This window comes from Streptosporangium heterodermiicola (assembly GCF_051390675.1).
Taxonomy (GTDB): domain Bacteria; phylum Actinomycetota; class Actinomycetes; order Streptosporangiales; family Streptosporangiaceae; genus Streptosporangium.
This window is the reverse complement of sequence record NZ_JBPJSR010000002.1, coordinates 331,663-349,280: the sequence shown is the minus strand read 5'-3', so window position 1 is coordinate 349,280 and position 17,618 is coordinate 331,663. Positions and strand designations below refer to the sequence as shown.

Here is a 17,618-nt window from a genome sequence, read left to right as displayed (position 1 = left end):
CCCCCCCGGACCGCCCGTGCCGTACGGAAATCCCGGATCCCCGCCCCGGAGGCGGGTCGTGCCGCCGGCGCGGCGACACGGCGGTGACACAATGGCCCCATGTCTGTAGTGCCGAGCGTCCGCGCCGTTCTCCTCGACGACGACCGGCTGGTGCTGTTCCGGCGCACGGTCCCCGGCAAGGAGCTCTACTGGTCCATCCCCGGCGGCCACGTCGAGCCCGAGGACGCCTCGCTGGAGCACACCCTGCACCGCGAGGTCATGGAGGAGCTGGGCGCCGTCGTCTCCGGCGTCACCCCGCTGACCACCCTGGAGTGCCTGCGCGACGAGGGGGTCAAGACCCAGCACGTCTACGGCTGCCGCCTGGTCTCCATGGACCCCGCGCTGCGCTGCGGCCCGGAGTTCGACGACCCGGCCCGCGGCGAGTACGAGGTGGTGCGGCTCCCGCTCGACCCGGCCGAGATCTCCGCCATCAACCTCGTCCCCCCGGAGCTCGGCGCCTACCTCGCCGGCACCGTCACCCGCCTGTCCGATCTGATCGCCTGAGGCCCCTGACCGGGATCAGCGCCCCCTACGGACGTAGAGACCGAACCACGAGTAGCCGAAGTCGTCGGTGGACCTCGGGGTGAAGTCGCGGTTCGCCATCAGGGCCAGATAGCGCTCGTCGTCCTCCACGAAGGCCCTGCTCTTGTGCTTCCTGCCGGCGGTGACCAGCCAGACGCGCTCGACACCGTCCAGGGCGGCCGTGAACTGCGCGGCGGTCCTCGGCGTGCGCCCGCCGGGGGCGTGGGTGAGGTCGCGCAGGTTCCGGTACGCCTCCTCGTACACGGCGACGAACAGGCGCCTGTTCGCCCCCACGTAGAGCACGGCGTCACCGGGGCGCTGCCTGGCCAGCAGCGTGGCCGCCATGTCGCGCAGGTCGTCGGGCCGCCTGTCCGGCTCGCGGATCGTCAGGTGCGCCGGGACGGTCAGCGCCGCGACGAGGACCAGCCCGATCCAGCCCAGGGCCCGGGGCCGCACGGCGTTCAGGCCCGCTCCCGCCAGCAGCGCCATGGCCGGGACGGCGAAGAGCACGTATCTCGGGTTGAAGACGGGATAGACGACGGAGATCGCCATGGACACGAACGGCAGCAGCGCCCAGGGCAGCGCGACCGCGGCCAGCCGCCCCCCGGAGAACGCACCGAGGAGCATGAGGGCGACCAGGAGCAGCGCCACCCACACGTTGCCCGCCAGCTCCTCCCCGAACCAGGCGACGTCGGTGAGCTTCGACGGCTTCAGCCACGACAGCTGCGCCTCGCGCTGACCGGCCGCCAGGAGCGCGAGGGGGGCGATCCCGGCCGCGGCCACGGCCAGCGCCCCGGCGAACCACGCGACATCGGGCCGGGACGACGACGCACGGTCCCGATACCGCCACCACAGCACCGTCACCACGTGCGCGACGACCAGGAGCAGCGCGTAGACGTGGAACCAGCCGAGCAGCACCAGGCAGGCCCCGTAGGCCAGATACCGGCGGGGGCTCGATCGCCGCGTCGCCTCGACCAGCACCCAGGTGGCCAGGACGGCCACCGCCGTCACGATCGCGTAGCTGCGCGCCTCCTGGGCGTACCGGCTCACCATCGGCAGCGCGGCGTAGAGCAGCCCGGCGAGGAGGCCCGCCCCGGGGGTGACGAGCTTCCTGCCCAGGACCGTGACGCCGTACGCGGCGGCGGCCGTGGCGACGACCGAGGGCAGGCGCATGGCCAGCTCGCCGGTCGAGAACGCGGCGACCGGCCGGAGCAGGAGGTAGTAGAGCGCGTGCACCCGGTCGATGCTGCCGAGCAGGTGCCACAGGTCGTCGATGGGCATCGAGGCGGCGAGCGCGCTGACCGACTCGTCGCGCCAGAACGAGGGCGTGGTGACGCCCCAGAGCCCGATCAGCGTCGCCGCCACCGCCGGGATCGCCTCCGGCAGGCGGGACCGGGCCCTGTGCTTCTCCGCAGCATCCCTCACATCGCGCTATTTCACACCATGGACGTGACCAACGCGACCGGCGCGACGACCCGGCGGAATCGTCCCGGGCATTCCCGTCTCGTCTCCGGCGACGGCGATCTCACCCGCCCGGCCGCCCCGGCTCCCGTCTACGCGGGTCTCGTCCGGGCGGCCAGCACGCTCGTGACGGTCGCCAGGAGGAGGCAGACCGCCACCACCGCGAGGATGACAGGCCACGGCACGACGAGGGACACCGGAGCGCCGACCGACGTGGCGAGCCCCGCGCGCATCCTGAGCAGGGCGGGGACGGCGACCATCGTGCCGAGTACGGTCCCGATGGCGACCACCAGCGCCGATTCGGCCGCCATCACGCCCAGCACCTGCCGGTTCGTCGCACCCGCCAGCCGCAGGACGGCGAGGTCCCGTGCCCGGCTCGCCGTGGCCATCATCAGCGTGTTCGCGATCGCGACGGCGGTGTACCCCGCCGACATGGCGACGAGCAGCAGCGTGAAGATCCACACCAGCCGGTCCTCCTCCGCGTCGGCCTCCACGGCGTAGGTGGCGAGGTCGACGACGCGTGCGCCGACCTCGTCCGCCGTCGGCACCTGGTCCCGGTCCAGGTCCAGGTCCAGGTCCAGGCCCGGGGCCGAGTCCGGGTCCAGGCCCGGGGCCGAGTCCGGGTCCAGGCCCGGGGCCGAGTCCGGGTCCAGGTCCGGGGCCGAGTCCGGAGCCGAGTCCGGGTCCGTCACCGGGGCCGGGAGGTAGGCCTCGTCGGCGAGTGCCGAGGGGTCGTGTGCCCGCACCAGTTGCCTGGGCAGCAACATGCCGAACGGCGCCTCGGCCATCACGCCCACCACCCTCAGCGCCACGGTGCGCCCGTCCTCGAAGGTCACGTCGGCGACGTCACCGAGCCGCCAGCCGGTCTCCCCGGCCACCCACTCCTTGATGATCATGGTTTCGCCGCGCAGGTCGCCGAGGGAGCCGGAGATCATCTCCGGTATCCCCGACCTGGCGAGCACCTCGGGGGTGACACCCGCCGCCGGGACGGTGACGCTCTCTCCGTACACCGCGGTGGGCAGCGCCGACGCTCCGCCCACGGCGTCGGAGAGGCCGGGCGTGCCCGAGGGCAGCACGACCGCGCCGGCCCGGACCGTGGCGGTCCTGCCCGCTCCGTAGGCGGCCGCCGTCGTCTGCACCATGCCGGTGATCAGCACCGCGAAACCGACCGTGGCCAGGACGGGGGCGGCCGTGGAGGCGGTACGGCGGACCGCCGTCAGGGAACTCTCCCTGACGAGCAGGCCGGTGGCCCCGCGCAGGCGGGTGAGCGGCCAGGTGACCAACCGGATGACAGGAGGGACGAGGGCGGGGGCCAGCAGGGTGAGGCCCACGATCAGGGCCATCGCGATGTAGATCACGTAGGGGACCGTCTCGGCGGCGCTCGTGGTGAGGCCCGCGACGGCCGCGGCCAGGCCGCCGAGCGTGCACACCGCGCCGGAGACCCACCGGCCGCGCGGCATGGGCCGCTCGTCCACCTCGGCGTCGCGCAGGGCTTCGAGCGGGCGTACCCCCGCCGCGCGGCGGGAGGCCGACCAGACGCCGAGCCAGGCCACGACCAGCCCGCCCGCGAACGCCGCCGCCGGTGGCCACACCCGCATCCGTACCGCGAAGGTCGCCGGTTGGAATCCCACCTCGACCAGCAGGCCACCGAGCACCGGTGCGAGCGCCGTGCCGAGCGAGACGCCGGTCAGCGCCGCGATCGCACCGACCACCAGCGCCTCGCCGTACATCATCCGCCGTATCTGGCGCGGTGTCGCGCCCACGGCGCGCAGCAGGCCGAGCTCGCGCCGCCGCCGCGCCACGCCGAAGGCGAAGGTCGAGGCCACCACGAAGACCGAGACGAACCCGGCCAGGATGACCATCGCGGTCAGGACCTGCGCGCCGATCCACCGGATCCGCGCGTCGTCCAGGGGTTCGAGCGCGGCGCGCGCCTCGCCGGAGAGGACCTCGCCCCGTTCGCCGGTCACCTCCCTCGCGGCCCGCTCGACCGCCGCCGGGTCGGCGCCGGTCTCGGTGACCAGCCCGATCGTCCGCACCCCGCCCGCCAGGCGTGCCGCCTCCGCGTCGGACAGGTACGGGCCGGTTCCTTCGACGGTGCCCGTCACCGTGTACGGCACCGGCCCCGCCGAGGTGAGCAGCGTCACCCGCGTCCCCGGCCCGGCCCCGAGGGCGCGGTCGAGCACCACCTCCCCGTCGCGCTCGGGGGCCCGGCCCGAGGTCAGCGGGTAGGGCGCCAGCGCGGCCGCCGACCAGGCGTGGCCCCGTCCGTCCCCGACCGGCCTCCCGCCGATGACGGGCTGGGCGTAGAGGACGTGATCGGGTACGGCCGCCGCCACGCCGGGGACGGCCGCCAGCCTCCCGGCCAGGGAGGCGACCGTCTCCGGCGACCAGGGCCGGTCGGGGGTGAAGTCGCCGTCGGCTCTGACCTCCACGGGTGCCCGGACCAGCACCGGAGCCCCGGCGAGCCGTTCGGGGACCTGGGGGTCGGCCGACGCGTACGCCAGCGCGCTCATGGAGGTGATCGCGCTTCCCAGGCAGAGCGCGACGAACGTGCCGGCGAACCCGCTCCGGCGTTCGCGCAGGGTGGCCGGGATCAACATGCCGGGACCTCCGGCTCGCGCCCGCTCCGGAGTGACCGGCCGGGGCGACGGTCTCGCATGGCCGGGATCAGCATGCCGGGGCCTCCAGGCTCGCCAGCCGGGTCGCGACCGACTCGGCGGTGATCTCGCGGGTCATCTCCCGGACCACCCTGCCGTCGGCCAGGAAGATCACCCGGTCGGCGCGGGCCGCCGCGACCGGGTCGTGGGTGACCATGATCACGGTCTGGTCCCGGTGGTCGGCGAGATCGCGGAGCAGGTCCAGCACGCCGCGCGAGTTCGCGGTGTCCAGCGCCCCGGTCGGCTCGTCGGCGAACACCACGGCCGGCCTGGTGATCAGGGCGCGCGCTATCGCCACCCGCTGCTGTTCCCCGCCCGAGAGGTGGCCGGGCCGGTGATCGCCCCTGCCCGCCAGGCCCACCTCCGCCAGTGCCGCCCGCGTCTCCACCGGGTTCACCCGGCGGCCCGCCAGGCGCAGCGGCAGCGAGACGTTCTGCTCGGCGGTCAACGCGGATACCAGGTTGAAGGACTGGAAGACGAAACCGATCCGCTCGCGCCGCAACACCGTCAGCGCGGTCTCGTCCAGCCCGCCCAGGTCGGTGCCGCCGATGACGACGCCGCCCTCCGTCGGGCGGTCGAGCCCGGCGGCGCAGTGCAGCAGGGTGCTCTTTCCCGAGCCCGACGGGCCCATGACGGCGGTGAACGTGCCGGCGTCGAACCCGGCGGACACCCCGTCCAGCGCGAGCACCGGCAACGCGGCCGGGCCGTACACCTTGCGCACCGACGAGAGCCGGACGGTCTCTTCGCCCCTCGGGGCGTGTTCGGAGTTCATGCGCCAAGCCAAGCGGCGCCCCGCCGCCGGCACACTGGCACGGGAACGAGGGCGATGCTATCCCCAGCACTACTGCCGGTGCCGGACGGGTCGGATACTTTCTGGAGGTGCCCTCCCTCACCGCGCTGGACGCCATGTCCGGACGACCGCTGCGCTACCTCGGGTCGGCCTGGCCGTGGCGGGCGCTGGCCTACCTGCTGATCAGCGCGGGTATGGGGCCGGTGGCGGCGGGCCTGGTCCACCTGGCGTACGAGCGGGGCGTGGCGGTCGCCGTACCGGTCGCGGTGGCGCTGGTGGTGGTCCTCGCGCCGTGGCTGGCCCGGTTCGAGAGGTGGCGGCTGCGGCTGGTCGACCGCGGGCCCGCCCGCGACCCGCACGGGCCCGTGAGCCCCGGACCGCCGGGCCGGTTCCGCGTCCTCCCGCGGGACCAGGCCGGCTGGCGGGAGCTGGGCTTCGCGGCGGTCTCCGTGCTCGCGCTGTGGTGGATCGACCTGGGGCTCGTCGCCCTCGGCCTGTGGCTGCCCCTCGCGCTGCTGAGCGCGCCGTTGCAGCCGAGCGTCGAACTGCTGCCCAGTCTGCCCTTCGCGGCGGCGGGCCTGGTGACGCTGCCGATCGCCGCCTACCCGATCACCGCCTGGGCCGCGGCGCGCGCCACCGTCGTCCGTGCCGTGCTCGCCCCGCGCGAGGCGGAGGTCATCCGGTCCCGGGCCCGGCTGGCCGACGCCTTCGAGAACGAGCGCCGCCGGATCGAGCGCGACCTGCACGACGGCGCCCAGCAGCGGCTCGTCGCGCTCACCATGAAACTCGGCCTGGCCGAACTCGACCTGCCCCCGGGATCGGCCGCCGCCGTACAGGTCAGGGAGGCGTACGAGGAGGCGAACAAGGCTCTGGCCGAGTTGCGCGAGCTGATCCGCGGAGTGCATCCGCAGGTGCTCGCCGACCGGGGCCTGCCGGCCGCCGTGCTCGACGTGGCGGGCCGCTCACCGGTCCCGGTGGACGTCGACATCGTCCTGCGGGAGGGACGGCGGCTGCCGCCCGCCGTCGAGGTGACCGCCTACTACGTCGTCTCCGAGGCGCTCACCAACGTGGCCAAACACAGCGGCGCCTCCCGTTGCCGGGTGCGTGGACGACTGGTGAAGGACGTACTCGTGCTGGAGATAAGGGACGACGGGGTGGGCGGCGCGGACCAGGGCGGTGGGAGCGGGCTGGAAGGGCTCGCCGACCGGCTCGCCGTCGTCGACGGCACGATGTCGCTGTACAGCCCGGCGGGCGGGCCGACCGTGCTCGGAGCGGAGATCCCGTGCGGGTAGTCATCGCCGAGGACGCGGTCCTGCTCCGCGAGGGCCTGGCCGGGCTGCTCGAACGTTTCGGGCACGAGGTCGTCGCCTCCGTCGGTGACGCCGGCGCGCTCCTGGCCGCCGTCGCCGAGGACGAGCCCGACATCGTCGTCACCGACGTCAGGATGCCGCCCGGTCTCACCGACGAGGGGCTGCGCGCGGCGCTGGAGCTGCGGGCCCGCCGGCCGTCGCTCCCCGTGCTCGTGCTGAGCCAGTACGTCGAGCAGACCTACGCCGCGGAGCTTCTCGACTCCGGCACCGGTGCCGGGATCGGCTACCTGCTCAAGGACAGGATCGGTGCCGTCAGGGAGTTCGTCGACGCGCTTGAGCGGGTCGCGGGCGGCCACACGGTGGTGGATCCCGAGGTCGTCAGGCAACTCCTGCGACGCCGTCGCGACCCGCTGACCCGCCTGACGCCGCGCGAGCTCGAAGTTCTCGGCCTCGTGGCGGAGGGCCGCTCCAACGCCGCCGTCTCCCGCGCCCTGGTGGTCACCGAGGCCGCCGTCGCCAAGCACATGGCGAACATCCTGAGCAAACTCGACCTGCCGCCCGCCCAGGACGACCACCGGCGCGTCCTGGCCGTCCTCGCCTACCTGCGGGGGTGAGCGTCCAGCCCGCCGCCGCGGTCCGGGCGTCCTTCGGGCCACCGGGGCGCGGGTGTTCCGCCGGATCGCCTGGCAGGACTCAGGAGCGGCGGTCCTCCATCTCCCACAGGTGGTCGACGACGTGCCAGGCGATGCGGCGGGCCGCGTAGCGGACCGGCCAGCCGCCGGGGACCTGCGGACCGCCGTCGGAGGGCCGGGACAGCACCTCGACGAGGTCCGCGCGCATCGCCACCAGCTCTGAGGGCTCGCGGACGGGCTTGTGGCGGACACCGATCTTGCGGGCGTACGCGCGCTCGGCGTTGACGACGTGGGCGGCCATCTTGTCGCGGTCCCTGCCACCCCCGCGCGGGCCCTTGCGCAACTCCTCGGGCGAGGTGGCGGTGGTCTCGCCGAAGAGCTCCCAGGCCGCCCCGAGCAGCGCCACGGTCCGGACCGCCTCGGTCTCGTCCACCGGCTCGGAGTCGAGCGAGGGAATCGCCTCGATGGCCCCGAAATCCGTGGTGGTGCCGCCCTTGGCCCGCTCCACCACCACCGGGTCCCCCGGCTCGAAGGCGAGCCCGGCCCGCTCCGCGACCACCCGGTAGCGCGGCACGTACGTCATCAGCGCATCGAGCGCCTCCTCCTCGGACCGGCCGATCCGGCACCACCCCGGCCACTCCACCGAGCAGGCGAAAACCTTCTTCGGGCCGATCTCCAGGTAAACACGCGTCATGGGCGACAGCATGGCACCCGTACCTGACAGCCCACGGCAGGAATGCCGGTCGACGGGAAACCGGGAGCGGGAAACGACCAAGCGCGAGGAGCGACCAAGCGCGAGGGGCGAGCGAGCGCGAGGGGCGAGCGAGCGCGAGGGGCGAGCGAGACCGGCCGGGCGAGGTCCTAGTCGATGAGGTCGATCAGGTCGGCGACCGAGTCGACCACCATGGACGGGCGGAACGGGTAGCGGTCGACCTGGTCCCTGCTGACGACCCCGCTGAGCACCAGGATCGTGTGCAGCCCGGCCTCCATGCCGGAGACGATGTCGGTGTCCATCCGGTCACCGATCATGGCGGTGCTCTCGCTGTGGCCGTCGATGGCCCGCAGCGCGCTGCGCATCATCATCGGGTTGGGCTTGCCCACGAAGTAGGGTTCCACCCCGGTCGCCTTGGTGATCATCGCGGCGACCGCGCCGCAGGCGGGCAGCGACCCCTCGTTCGACGGGCCGACCGGGTCGGGGTTGGTGGCGATGAACCGGGCGCCGCCCTCGATCAGCCGGATCGCGCGGGTGATCTGGGTGAAGCTGTACGTGCGGGTCTCGCCGAGGACCACGTAGTCGGGGGCGATGTCGGTCAGGACGTAGCCGATCTCGTGCAGGGCGGTGGTCAGCCCCGCCTCCCCCACCACGTACGCCGAGCCGCCGGGGCGCTGGCCGTCCAGGAATCTGGCCGTGGCGAGCGCGGAGGTCCAGATCGACTCCGGCGGGATCTCCAGGCCGGCCGCGCGCAGCCGTACGGCCAGGTCGCGCGGGGTGTATATCGAGTTGTTGGTCAGCACCAGGAACCGCTTGCCCGACTCGCGCAGGCGTCGGATGAACTCGTCGGCACCGGGCACCGGATGTCCTTCGTGGACGAGGACCCCGTCCATGTCCGACAGCCAGCACTCGATCGGCTTGCGCTCGTCCACCGCTATCCCCTGTTCCCGCCGGGTACGTACCGGAACAAGGATGACAGGACCCGTTCGGTCACGCGTCATCAGACCCGTACATGTGCGGGGAAGGCCGGTCAGGCAGGCTCTCCGGCCCGATCGGAGCACGTCCGCGGGCCCGGGCAGGGCGTGGGTGGCCGCGAGTCCGATCAGGGCGCGAGTGCCTCCAGGGCCGTCTCCGCCCTGCGCATCGACTCCTCGGGATCGGCGTCGGGCGACCCGATCTCCGGGTCGAAGTTGAGGTCGTGGAAGACGTCGGTGACCCCCTTGGCCGCGAGTTCGCCGACGTCGCGCCGGATCTCCTCGAACGAGCCGGTCAGCGGCCCGCGCCCGTCCGCTCCCGGGGCCCGGACGCGGGTGACGCCCCGGGTGACGAAGCGCAGTGCCTCGGGGTCGCGCCCGGCGGCACGGGCGGCCTCCTTGACGACGGAGATCTTCTCGCCGATGCCGTCGAGGTCCTCGCGGCTCGAACTGATCCAGCCGTCCGCCAGCCGCCCCGCGCGCCTCAGCGCCACCTCGGCGGAACCGCCCAGCAGGATCGGCGGCACGACGGGCGGCTTGGGGTCCTGGTGCACCGGGGGCAGCTCGTAGAACTCGCCCCTGTGCTCCACGGTCTCCTCCGTCCACAGCCGCCGCAGCAGCGGGACGTACTCCTCCGCGCGCCGCCCGCGCCGCTCGAACGACGCCCCGGAGGCGGTGAACTCCTCGGGCAGCCACCCCAGGCCGAGGCCCACGTCCAGCCGCCCGCCGGAGACCGCCTGCAGGCTCCCCAGCTGCTTGGCCATCAGCGCGGGCGAGGCGAACGGCAGGTTGAGCACCGCCACCCCGAGCCGGACGCGGCTCGTCAGGCCCGCCAGGTAGGCGAGCGTGACCACCGGGTCGTGCACGCTGCGGTAGGTCGGGCCCATGGCGTGGCCCCGCGGGTAGAGCAGGCGCTGGAAGGTCCACAGCTCGTGGTAGCCGAGATCCTCGGCGCCCCGGGCGACCCGCGCCATGTTCTCCGGCGTCGCCCAGGACCCCGACACCGGCACCGCGAAACCGATCCTCATACCTCGCACTTTATGCCGCCGGTCCGCGGGGCCCGCGACCGGTGGTTCACTTGCCGGATGGACAGCGAGGACCTGATCGACGAACTGCGCCGGATCGGCGCCCGATACGGCGGCGTGCCCGGCACGGTGCTGCCGACCAGGCCGGACGTGATCATCGTGCGAGCCGGTTCCGTCGTGGTCAAGGCGCACGCGCCGGGGGCGGAGCGGGAACCGCTGGTGGAGCGGATGCGGGCCACCGCGCACCCGGCACTGCGCGGGATCCTGCTCGAACCGGTGACCGAGGAGGTCATGACCGCCGGGGACCGGCTGGTCACCGTCTGGCCCGCCGGTACGCCGGTGGACCACGCGGACCCGGACGCGGCGCCCTGGGAGGCCGCCGCCCGGCTGCTGGCGCGGCTGCACGCCGTACCGGCTCAGGCGCTGCCTCCGCTGCGGGCCGCGGGAGGACCCTCGCGGGTGGCCGCCACCGTCGCCCGCCTGGGCGACCGCTCCGCCGCCGAACTGGCGGTGCGCCGGGCCTTCACCTGCCTGCCCTTCCCCGCCTCACCCGGCACGAGCCCGCCCGGCACGAACCCCGGCGGCCCTTCAGGTACGGCTCCCAGCGGCCCTTCCGGCACGAATCCCCGCGGCTCCTCGGGCACGGCTCCCGGCGGCTCGCACGGCACGGTTTCCGGTGGCTCTCACAGCACGTCTCCCGGCGGCTCCTCCGGTACGGCTCACGTCGGCCTGACCCACGGCGACTGGCACATGGGCCAGATGGTCCGGGCGCCGGGCGGCCGAGCTGAGTGGATCCTCATCGACATCGACGACCTGGGCGTCGGCGACCAGGCCTGGGATCTGTCCAGGCCCGCCGCCTGGTTCGCGGCCGGACTGCTGGAGCCCCAGGTGTGGTACCGCTTCTTGGGGGCCTACCGCGCCGCGGGCGGGACCGCCGTCCCGCCGGACGGCGACCCGTGGGGACGGCTGGAGATCCCGGCCCAGGCGATGACCGTGCAGCTCGCGGCGGCCGCGGTGGCCGCCGCCGGACGGGAGGGGCGTCCGCTGGACGAGGTGGAGGAGGTGCTCGTCGAGTCCTGCCTCAGGATTGTCCGGCATCGAAGCGCCTGCCATAGTGTGCCCACGCAGTAGGTTGTGGTTACTCGGTTACCACGCCAGAACAAGGAGACCAGCCAGATGCAGTGCCCCAAGTGTCGGGGCGCCATGCGCACCTATGAGCGCAACGGCGTCCACATCGACCAGTGTGAGAGCTGTCGCGGAATCTTCCTGGACTACGGCGAGCTCGAGACGCTGACCCGCATGGAGAGCCAGTGGTCGCAGCAGTCCCACGCAGCTCCGCCGCCGCCCCCGCCGCCGCCCGTGCACGGCGCTCCCGGTTACGGCGCTCCCGCCTGGGGTGCACAGCACCACGGCCACTACGGCCACCACCGCCAGCGCAGCTGGGTCGGGATGCTCTTCTCGACCTGATCGGCCGAGGAAACACCGGGACCGCGACCTCGTCACGAGGTCGCGGTCTTCGCGTTTCCGGCGCCTCCCGGCTTTCGGCTCCCGGCTTTCAGCTTTCGGCTCCCGGGAATGACGCCTCCGGGAAGGACCGCTCCGGAGAGACCGCGCGTCAGGTGGGGAAGTCGCCCGGCTTGACCTTCTTCGGCTTCACGGTGCCGCCGGTCACGGCGTGCAGGGTGATCGTCCAGTCGGTCCAGCGGATCTGGGTCGCGGTGTTGACGGTCCTGAACCGCACGGACTTGCCGAACTGCTCGAAGGCGCACGACCGGGTGAAGGTGCGAGCCTTCGCGTCCCAGTCCTGGCCGAGGGTGTAGTAGATCTTGTAGCTGCCGTCCCGGACACCCCGGATCTTGAAGTTCGACTTCCTGCGGACGTACACGGTGACGGCCTTCTTCTTGCCGCGCACCAGGACGACGACGGCGTCCTGCTTGGTGCCGTTGCGCAGTTCGAGGTAGGCGCGGCCGGTTCGTCCCTCGGAGGCGATGAACCTGCCGTTGGACAACCGGCGGTCGCGCTTCTTGGCCGCCTTGACCGGGATGACGCTCGCCGGGTATCCGCTCAGCGTCTTGGCGACGTCTTCCACGTCGGACAGCTGGTCCGCCTCGGCCATGCCGGTCAGCACGGCCGGGCCGGTGCACACCCGCTGCTCCTCGGCGTCCTGGCGGGCGGTGTCGAGGGAGGTCCGCAGCCGGCCCAGGGCCTCGACGTAGCTGTCGTGCTGGGGCTTCACCTCGGCGGGAGGCGCCAGCGCGGAGAGCCGGGTCACCGCGCCCTCCACCGCGCCGGAGGTCTTCTGCAGCTGCTTGCCGAGGGTCTTCAGGCCGCCGGTCGTGGCCAGCTTCTTCACCGCGGCGCGCACCGGGCCGCGCGCCTCCTCCAGCTCGGCCCGGTACTCGTCGGGCGTCAGCGTCACGGCGGCGGGCGGGCCGGTGGGAGACGAGGAGTCTCCGCCCTCCGACCCCTGCCCGACGCCCACCGTGCCACCCGCGGTGGCCGGGCCGACCACGGGCTCACTCGGAGACGAGGTGCAGGCGGTGAGGGCCACCAGGGTGACCACGGCACAGGCGAGCAAACGGGGGGTAGTCACCTGTACAACTATTGCCGGATCGATCACTGGGCGTCAAACAGTGCCCGGGAATCGGCAATCTCTGACAGTACGGCCGAGACGTCGCCCGGAACCCCGACCGGCCGGAACTCAGCCTGCCGGCCGGATCACGAGGAGCGACCGCGGGCGCTTGGTGAACTCCACCTCGCCCGTGACCGCGAACGTCTCGCCGTCGCGTGCCAGCGACAGCCTTCCCGAGGGCGCGGAGACGCGCAGCGTGTCGGCCTGCCACTGCTGGTAGTGGCGTGACAGCTTCACCCGCCCGGCCAGGAGGCTGAGGAACACCCGCAGCCGGGGCAGCCGGTCGGCGGCGGCGAGCACGCGGATGTCCAGCAGGCCGTCCTCCAGGCGCTGCCTCCTGGCGGGGGCCCCGCCGCGCGCCTCGTAGCGGCAGTTGCCCACGAACACCATCCAGACGCGCCGGGGCACCCCGTCCACGACGAGATCGACGGGTTGCGCGCCTCCCGGGCCGAGCACCTCGGCCATCGCCCAGAACAGCGCGGGCCACTTGCCGATCCGGCCCTGCCGCCGCTCCCTGCGCTCCACCAGCGCCGGGTAGACGCCCACGCTGGCGGTGTTGACGAACGCCCGGCCCGCGACCTCGCCGACGTCGACGGCCACGAGGTCGCCGCTGTGGTAGGCCGCCACGGCCTCCTCCGGGGTCTCCACCCCCAGCGCGCGGGCGAACTGGCCGCGCACGCTCGCGGGAACGACCAGCAGCGGGGTCGCCCCGCCCGCCGTCTCCTGGGCCGCCAGGTTGACCACGGTGTCTCCCCCCGCCACCGCGAGCACCTTGGCCCGCGAGGCGGCCTCCCGTACGGCGGCCCCGAGGTCGGCGCCCGGCGCCACCTCGACGACCTCGGCCCTGGGAAGGGCCTCGCGCAGTGCCTCGGCCGTTCCCGCGACGGCGTCGGCGGAGCCGTCGACCACGGCGACCGTCCCCTCGCCCTCCCGGTCGAGCCGCGCGGACGGCGCCGTGAGGGCGGCGCGCGCCTGCCCCGCCTCACCGGCGTCGGGCCAGATGCGACGGGTGATCAGCCCCGCCGCCACGCCGATCCCGGCCCCGGCGAGCACGTCGCCGGGATAGTGCACGCCGGTGTAGACGCGGGAGAAGCAGACGGCCGCCGCGAGGAGCGCGACGGGGACAGCGACCGCGCGGGGCGCCTCCAGCGCCACGGCCGCGGCGAAGGCGCCGGCCGAGGCGGAGTGGCCCGAGGGGAACGACGCCGACGCGGGCATCTTGATCAGCCGGGCGAGCGGGAGCCCCTCGGCCGACGGCCTGCTCCTGCGGAAGGCCTGCTTGCCGACCAGGTTGACCAGCGGGCTGGCGAGGCTGACCGCGAGCAGCCCCCTGGTCGCGGCCCGGCGCAGCGGACGCCGCCCGCTGACCGCCAGCACCCCCGCCACCCCGGCCCACAGGAGCGAGTTGTCGGCCGCGCGCGACAGCGCGGGTACGACGCGTTCGAGACCGGGCAATCTCGCGCCCGCCACCATGGCGAACACCCGCCGGTCCAGCCTGCTCAGCCGCGACCCCAACCGCATGCGCCGCACCCTCCTGCGATGAAAAAAAGCGATGACGAACCGCGACGGCCGACCGCCACGACGAACCGCCCACGACGAACGGCGATGACGAACGAGCGGGGCAGCCATTCGATTCTGCCGCGCGTCCCGGGGTCAGGGGCGTTTCCGCCGCTCCCATACTTCCCACCGGAACAGCGCGAAACGACACCGACACGGACACCGACGCGAACGGCACCGGCACCGGCACCGGCGACAACGCTGCCGCCGACGACGCCGGTCTCGCTACTCGTCGGCGGCGTCGCCCGCCGGGGAGGAGATCACCGGCTCGTGGCCCCTGGCGGCGAGTTCGGTCTCGATCGCGGCGCAGACGGTCTCCGCGACCGTGACGCGGGCCAGGCGCTTGTCGTCGCCGGGGACCACGTGCCAGGGCGCCTTCGGGTGGTCGGTGCGGGCGAGCATCTCCTCCACCGCGACCTCGTACTGCGGGCGCTTCTCACGGTTGCGCCAGTCCTCGTCGGTGAGCTTCCAGGCCCGCAGCGGGTCTTCGGCCCGGTCCTGAAAGCGCTTGAGCTGCTCCTCCTCGGAGACGTGCATCCAGAACTTGACCATGATCATGCCCTCGGCGGCGAGGGTCTGCTCGAACTCCACGATCTCCCCGTACGCGCGGGACCACTGCTCCTCGGTGGCGAAGCCCTCGACCCGCTCCACCAGCACCCGGCCGTACCAGGAGCGGTCGAGCACGGCCATCCCGCCCCAGCCGGGCAGTACCGGCCAGAACCGCCACAGGAAGTGGTGGCGCTTCTCGTCGTAGGTCGGCGCGGCGAACTGGGCGACGCGGACGTGACGCGGGTCCAGCGGGCGCACCAGCCGCTTGATGGCCCCTCCCTTGCCCGAGGCGTCCCAGCCCTCGAAGACCACGCACAGCGGCGGGCCGATGCGCTGCTCGCCGACCTGGCCGCCGAGCGTGAGCCGCAGGCGGAGCAGGCGGTCCAGAGCGACGTCGAGGCGCTCGGAGGCGTCCTTCTTGGAGAGCTTCTGCGACAGGTCGACCTTGGAGAGGCGGTTCATGCCGACAAGCCTCGCATGTCCCGGCCCGCGAACGGTCCAGGCCTGCGGTGCAGGCGTGCGGTTCAGGCGTGCGGTTCAGGCGTGCGGTTCAGGCGTGCGGTCCCGATGAGCGGGCCAGGCGTGCGGCTCAGACATGGGTCCAAGGGTGCGGTCAGGTCAGGCGGTCCCGGTAGACCTCCCTGGCCCGGCCGATCAGGGCGAGGTGGTCGGCGAGCTGCCGGGGGGTCTCGAAGATGCCCTCCTCCCGCAGCAGCGCCTCCAGGGCGTCCAGCCATTCCAGGCACCAGCCGACGTCCTCGGCCCTGGCCACGTGGCGGCCGTCCACGTCGAGGTAGACCGGGCTGGTGTGGGCGTACACCTCGCCGGTGAAGGACCGCTCGTGCGGGCCGCCGGTGGCGAGGGCGACGACGTAGGTGGGGGCGCCGACGACCAGTTCGGCGGTGAGCTCGCCGGGCGGTCCCCCGGCCAGCACTCCGTCGGCGGTGCGGATCTCCAGCCGTTCCACCTCAGGGCCGACCGACCGCGCGGTGATCGTGACCCGCTCCCCCGGTGACAGGTCCAGGGTGGCGCCGGGGCCGTGGCCCGCGACCGACAGCTCCAGCCAGGGTCCCGTGGTGCCGAAGGTACGGCCCCGCCTGACCGCCTCGGCGAACGAGGCGGCGGTGAGCGGCCCGTCCACCCGGGCGTAGACGCGCGCCCAGCCTGGCGGGTTGGACTGGTTTCCCCGCCGGGCGAAGGAGACCATCGCGTCGGTGCCCGCGGTGACCGCGATGCGGTTGCCCGCCCCGATCAGGCGCCGGTAGACGGCGGCGGTCGCGGTGATCGAGGTCTGGCTGAGCACGTCCAGGGTGTCGACGAGGCCGAGCGCCGCGTCGGCGACGATCTCCCGGGAGGAGCAGTTGCGCCCCCACTGCAGCGCCTTGTCCGGTCCGTCCGTGTCGGTGAACGGATTGTGGAAGGGGTGGCTGTAACCGGTGACGGCTCCCAGGCCGCGCAGTTCCTCGCAGGCGACGCTGTTGGGCGGCCAGTCGGCGGTGCCGAGGAAGCCGGTGTGGAAGCGCGAGGGCGGGGCCGAGACGCCGAAGGCGTAGAGGTGGCCGAGCAGGTCGTTGCGGTACTCGACGCCGATCCTGGCCACGTGGGAGGGGTCGGACCAGGGCAGGTCCTTCCCCGCCCAGTGTTCGAGCGCCTCGGAGTCGTAGACCCGCTCGGAGGAGACGTTCCCGGCGACCAGGTTGAGGACGTGCAGGTCCTCGCCGTGCTGCATGATCCCCGCGAGGCCGGGTGTGCCGACCATGTCGCCCGCCCAGTTGAGGTGGACGTGCATGTCCCCGCCGTACCAGCCGAGGGCGGCGGCGTCGTAGAGCCGCTCGGGGGTCAGCTCGACGAGGGTCTCCCCGTCAGGTGAGGGGGTGACCGTGACCTGCGCGGAGCCGTACTCCATGCCCCTGGAGACCCGCACGGTGAGCGTCTCGGCAGGGACGTCCATGACCAGGTCGTCGCCGTGGAAGTAGGGCAGCACGTGGTAGTCGTGCCGGTCGGGGGCGCCTTCGGGGTACCAGCCCTGGCCGTGCTCGCCGTACACGCTCCACTTGCACGGGAAGCCCGCGCGCACGCGGAGGCGGGCGGCGGGGGCGGGGCGGGTCAGGGGCGACAGGTCGATCGGCACGCCGTCGGCGACCACCTCGCTCCGGCTCGTGATCTTGATGAGCCGGGCGCCGCCGGGCCCGACCACGTGCGCCCGCCCGTCCACCAGCACGGTGGCCGGTCCGGGCCTGGTGGAGTCGACCAGCAGTGTCGTGCGCAGGGGCCTGCCGTCGAGCACGGCCTGCGCCCGCGCCCGCAGCGCGGTGTCCCCGTCGGTGAGGCGGAGCGCGGCAAGGTTGTCGAGCACCCTGCCCGCGAGGACGCCGCGCACGACCTCGTCCATGTCCAGCTCGTCGAGACGGTCCCTGAGCTCCTCGAACGGCGCCCCGGGGTAGCGGGTGCCGAGCATGCCGTAACAGACCTCCCAGAAGCTCGTCGTGCCCATCAGGTAGGCGTCGGTCGCCATGGACTTGACGTAGAAGATGGGATCCTCGCCCCAGGTGACCCCGTGCTCGTCCAGCAGCGCCCGGTACTCCCCGAGCGCCCGCGCGACGGTGAGAGGAAGGTTCGGGTCGTCACACATAGGTCTCCCCCACGCGGTAGGACGCCAGGTGATCGCCGCCAGCGTGACACACCGGACATGAGGCGTTGCGGGTAGGAGTCAAGTGGTGAGGGATTCATCCCTACCGGAGGGGTAAAAGCGCTCCCG

15 protein-coding genes are annotated in these 17,618 nt (G+C 73.4%); 5 read left to right on the top strand and 10 right to left on the bottom strand.

Going from position 1 to position 17,618, the window contains the following annotated elements:
- Nucleotides 1–99 precede the first annotated feature (99 nt).
- A complete protein-coding gene (locus ACSC1Q_RS05360; protein ID WP_436757519.1) occupies nt 100–543 on the top strand; it encodes an NUDIX hydrolase in 444 nt (147 codons plus the stop codon).
- A 15-nt stretch (nt 544–558) separates the two neighbouring features.
- Here ACSC1Q_RS05360 and ACSC1Q_RS05355 read toward each other — a convergent pair whose 3' ends face one another.
- The 3 genes from ACSC1Q_RS05355 to ACSC1Q_RS05345 all read right to left on the bottom strand — a co-directional run bounded on the left by ACSC1Q_RS05355 (nt 559) and on the right by ACSC1Q_RS05345 (nt 5,451).
- Complete coding sequence (locus ACSC1Q_RS05355; protein ID WP_436757518.1) at nt 559–1,986, bottom strand: glycosyltransferase family 39 protein; 1,428 nt, start codon at nt 1,984–1,986, stop codon at nt 559–561.
- A gap of 128 nt (nt 1,987–2,114) precedes the next feature.
- Nucleotides 2,115–4,622 carry an FtsX-like permease family protein gene (locus tag ACSC1Q_RS05350; protein WP_436757517.1) on the bottom strand — a complete coding sequence of 836 codons (2,508 nt, stop codon included), beginning with the start codon at nt 4,620–4,622 and terminating at the stop codon, nt 2,115–2,117.
- A gap of 67 nt (nt 4,623–4,689) precedes the next feature.
- Nucleotides 4,690–5,451, bottom strand: a complete 762-nt coding sequence (locus ACSC1Q_RS05345) for an ABC transporter ATP-binding protein (RefSeq protein ID WP_436757516.1) — start codon at nt 5,449–5,451, stop codon at nt 4,690–4,692.
- A gap of 107 nt (nt 5,452–5,558) precedes the next feature.
- On the opposite strand from ACSC1Q_RS05345, the gene ACSC1Q_RS05340 reads away from it, so the two are divergent.
- On the top strand, nt 5,559–6,761 hold the full coding sequence (locus tag ACSC1Q_RS05340; RefSeq protein ID WP_436757515.1) for a sensor histidine kinase: 1,203 nt from the start codon (nt 5,559–5,561) through the stop codon (nt 6,759–6,761).
- Nucleotides 6,752–7,393: a response regulator gene (locus tag ACSC1Q_RS05335; RefSeq protein ID WP_436757514.1), complete on the top strand. Its 642-nt coding sequence runs from the start codon at nt 6,752–6,754 to the stop codon at nt 7,391–7,393. Before ACSC1Q_RS05340 ends, ACSC1Q_RS05335 begins: the two co-directional genes overlap by 10 nt.
- Nucleotides 7,394–7,472: 79 nt before the next feature.
- Here ACSC1Q_RS05335 and ACSC1Q_RS05330 read toward each other — a convergent pair whose 3' ends face one another.
- The 3 genes from ACSC1Q_RS05330 to ACSC1Q_RS05320 all read right to left on the bottom strand — a co-directional run bounded on the left by ACSC1Q_RS05330 (nt 7,473) and on the right by ACSC1Q_RS05320 (nt 10,125).
- Complete coding sequence (locus ACSC1Q_RS05330; protein WP_436757513.1) at nt 7,473–8,105, bottom strand: hypothetical protein; 633 nt, start codon at nt 8,103–8,105, stop codon at nt 7,473–7,475.
- Between the two features lie 167 nt (nt 8,106–8,272).
- Entirely contained in the window at nt 8,273–9,055 is a 783-nt protein-coding gene (locus tag ACSC1Q_RS05325) for an HAD-IIA family hydrolase (protein WP_362843538.1), read from the bottom strand.
- Nucleotides 9,056–9,225: 170 nt separating this feature from the next.
- Nucleotides 9,226–10,125 (bottom strand): TIGR03619 family F420-dependent LLM class oxidoreductase, encoded by a 900-nt coding sequence (locus ACSC1Q_RS05320; RefSeq protein WP_436757512.1) that lies wholly within the window; start codon nt 10,123–10,125, stop codon nt 9,226–9,228.
- 57 nt (nt 10,126–10,182) lie between these two features.
- Here ACSC1Q_RS05320 and ACSC1Q_RS05315 point away from each other — a divergent pair, with 57 nt between their 5' ends.
- Both ACSC1Q_RS05315 and ACSC1Q_RS05310 read left to right on the top strand, forming a co-directional pair.
- The gene (locus tag ACSC1Q_RS05315; RefSeq protein ID WP_436757511.1) at nt 10,183–11,253 is read left to right on the top strand and encodes an aminoglycoside phosphotransferase family protein; all 1,071 of its coding nucleotides are present in this window, start codon (nt 10,183–10,185) and stop codon (nt 11,251–11,253) included.
- A gap of 45 nt (nt 11,254–11,298) precedes the next feature.
- On the top strand, nt 11,299–11,589 hold the full coding sequence (locus ACSC1Q_RS05310; protein WP_344918700.1) for a TFIIB-type zinc ribbon-containing protein: 291 nt from the start codon (nt 11,299–11,301) through the stop codon (nt 11,587–11,589).
- A gap of 148 nt (nt 11,590–11,737) precedes the next feature.
- Here the strand turns inward: ACSC1Q_RS05310 and ACSC1Q_RS05305 are convergent, their stop codons facing one another.
- The 4 genes from ACSC1Q_RS05305 to ACSC1Q_RS05290 form a co-directional block, all read right to left on the bottom strand.
- On the bottom strand, nt 11,738–12,715 hold the full coding sequence (locus ACSC1Q_RS05305) for a hypothetical protein (protein WP_436757510.1): 978 nt from the start codon (nt 12,713–12,715) through the stop codon (nt 11,738–11,740).
- A gap of 108 nt (nt 12,716–12,823) precedes the next feature.
- The gene (locus ACSC1Q_RS05300; RefSeq protein ID WP_436757509.1) at nt 12,824–14,275 is read right to left on the bottom strand and encodes a bifunctional phosphatase PAP2/diacylglycerol kinase family protein; all 1,452 of its coding nucleotides are present in this window, start codon (nt 14,273–14,275) and stop codon (nt 12,824–12,826) included.
- A 261-nt stretch (nt 14,276–14,536) separates the two neighbouring features.
- The gene (locus tag ACSC1Q_RS05295; protein ID WP_436757508.1) at nt 14,537–15,322 is read right to left on the bottom strand and encodes a polyphosphate kinase 2 family protein; all 786 of its coding nucleotides are present in this window, start codon (nt 15,320–15,322) and stop codon (nt 14,537–14,539) included.
- A gap of 151 nt (nt 15,323–15,473) precedes the next feature.
- Nucleotides 15,474–17,492: a CehA/McbA family metallohydrolase gene (locus ACSC1Q_RS05290; protein WP_436757507.1), complete on the bottom strand. Its 2,019-nt coding sequence runs from the start codon at nt 17,490–17,492 to the stop codon at nt 15,474–15,476.
- Nucleotides 17,493–17,618 lie beyond the last annotated feature (126 nt).

Coding starts and splice junctions, on each gene's coding strand:
- ACSC1Q_RS05330 (WP_436757513.1), bottom strand. CDS start 8,105: ATGACGCGTGTTTACCTGGAGATCGGCCCGAAGAAGGTTTTCGCCTGC.
- ACSC1Q_RS05315 (WP_436757511.1), top strand. CDS start 10,183: ATGGACAGCGAGGACCTGATCGACGAACTGCGCCGGATCGGCGCCCGA.
- ACSC1Q_RS05360 (WP_436757519.1), top strand. CDS start 100: ATGTCTGTAGTGCCGAGCGTCCGCGCCGTTCTCCTCGACGACGACCGG.
- ACSC1Q_RS05295 (WP_436757508.1), bottom strand. CDS start 15,322: ATGAACCGCCTCTCCAAGGTCGACCTGTCGCAGAAGCTCTCCAAGAAG.
- ACSC1Q_RS05290 (WP_436757507.1), bottom strand. CDS start 17,492: ATGTGTGACGACCCGAACCTTCCTCTCACCGTCGCGCGGGCGCTCGGG.
- ACSC1Q_RS05345 (WP_436757516.1), bottom strand. CDS start 5,451: ATGAACTCCGAACACGCCCCGAGGGGCGAAGAGACCGTCCGGCTCTCG.
- ACSC1Q_RS05350 (WP_436757517.1), bottom strand. CDS start 4,622: ATGTTGATCCCGGCCACCCTGCGCGAACGCCGGAGCGGGTTCGCCGGC.
- ACSC1Q_RS05310 (WP_344918700.1), top strand. CDS start 11,299: ATGCAGTGCCCCAAGTGTCGGGGCGCCATGCGCACCTATGAGCGCAAC.
- ACSC1Q_RS05300 (WP_436757509.1), bottom strand. CDS start 14,275: ATGCGGTTGGGGTCGCGGCTGAGCAGGCTGGACCGGCGGGTGTTCGCC.
- ACSC1Q_RS05320 (WP_436757512.1), bottom strand. CDS start 10,125: ATGAGGATCGGTTTCGCGGTGCCGGTGTCGGGGTCCTGGGCGACGCCG.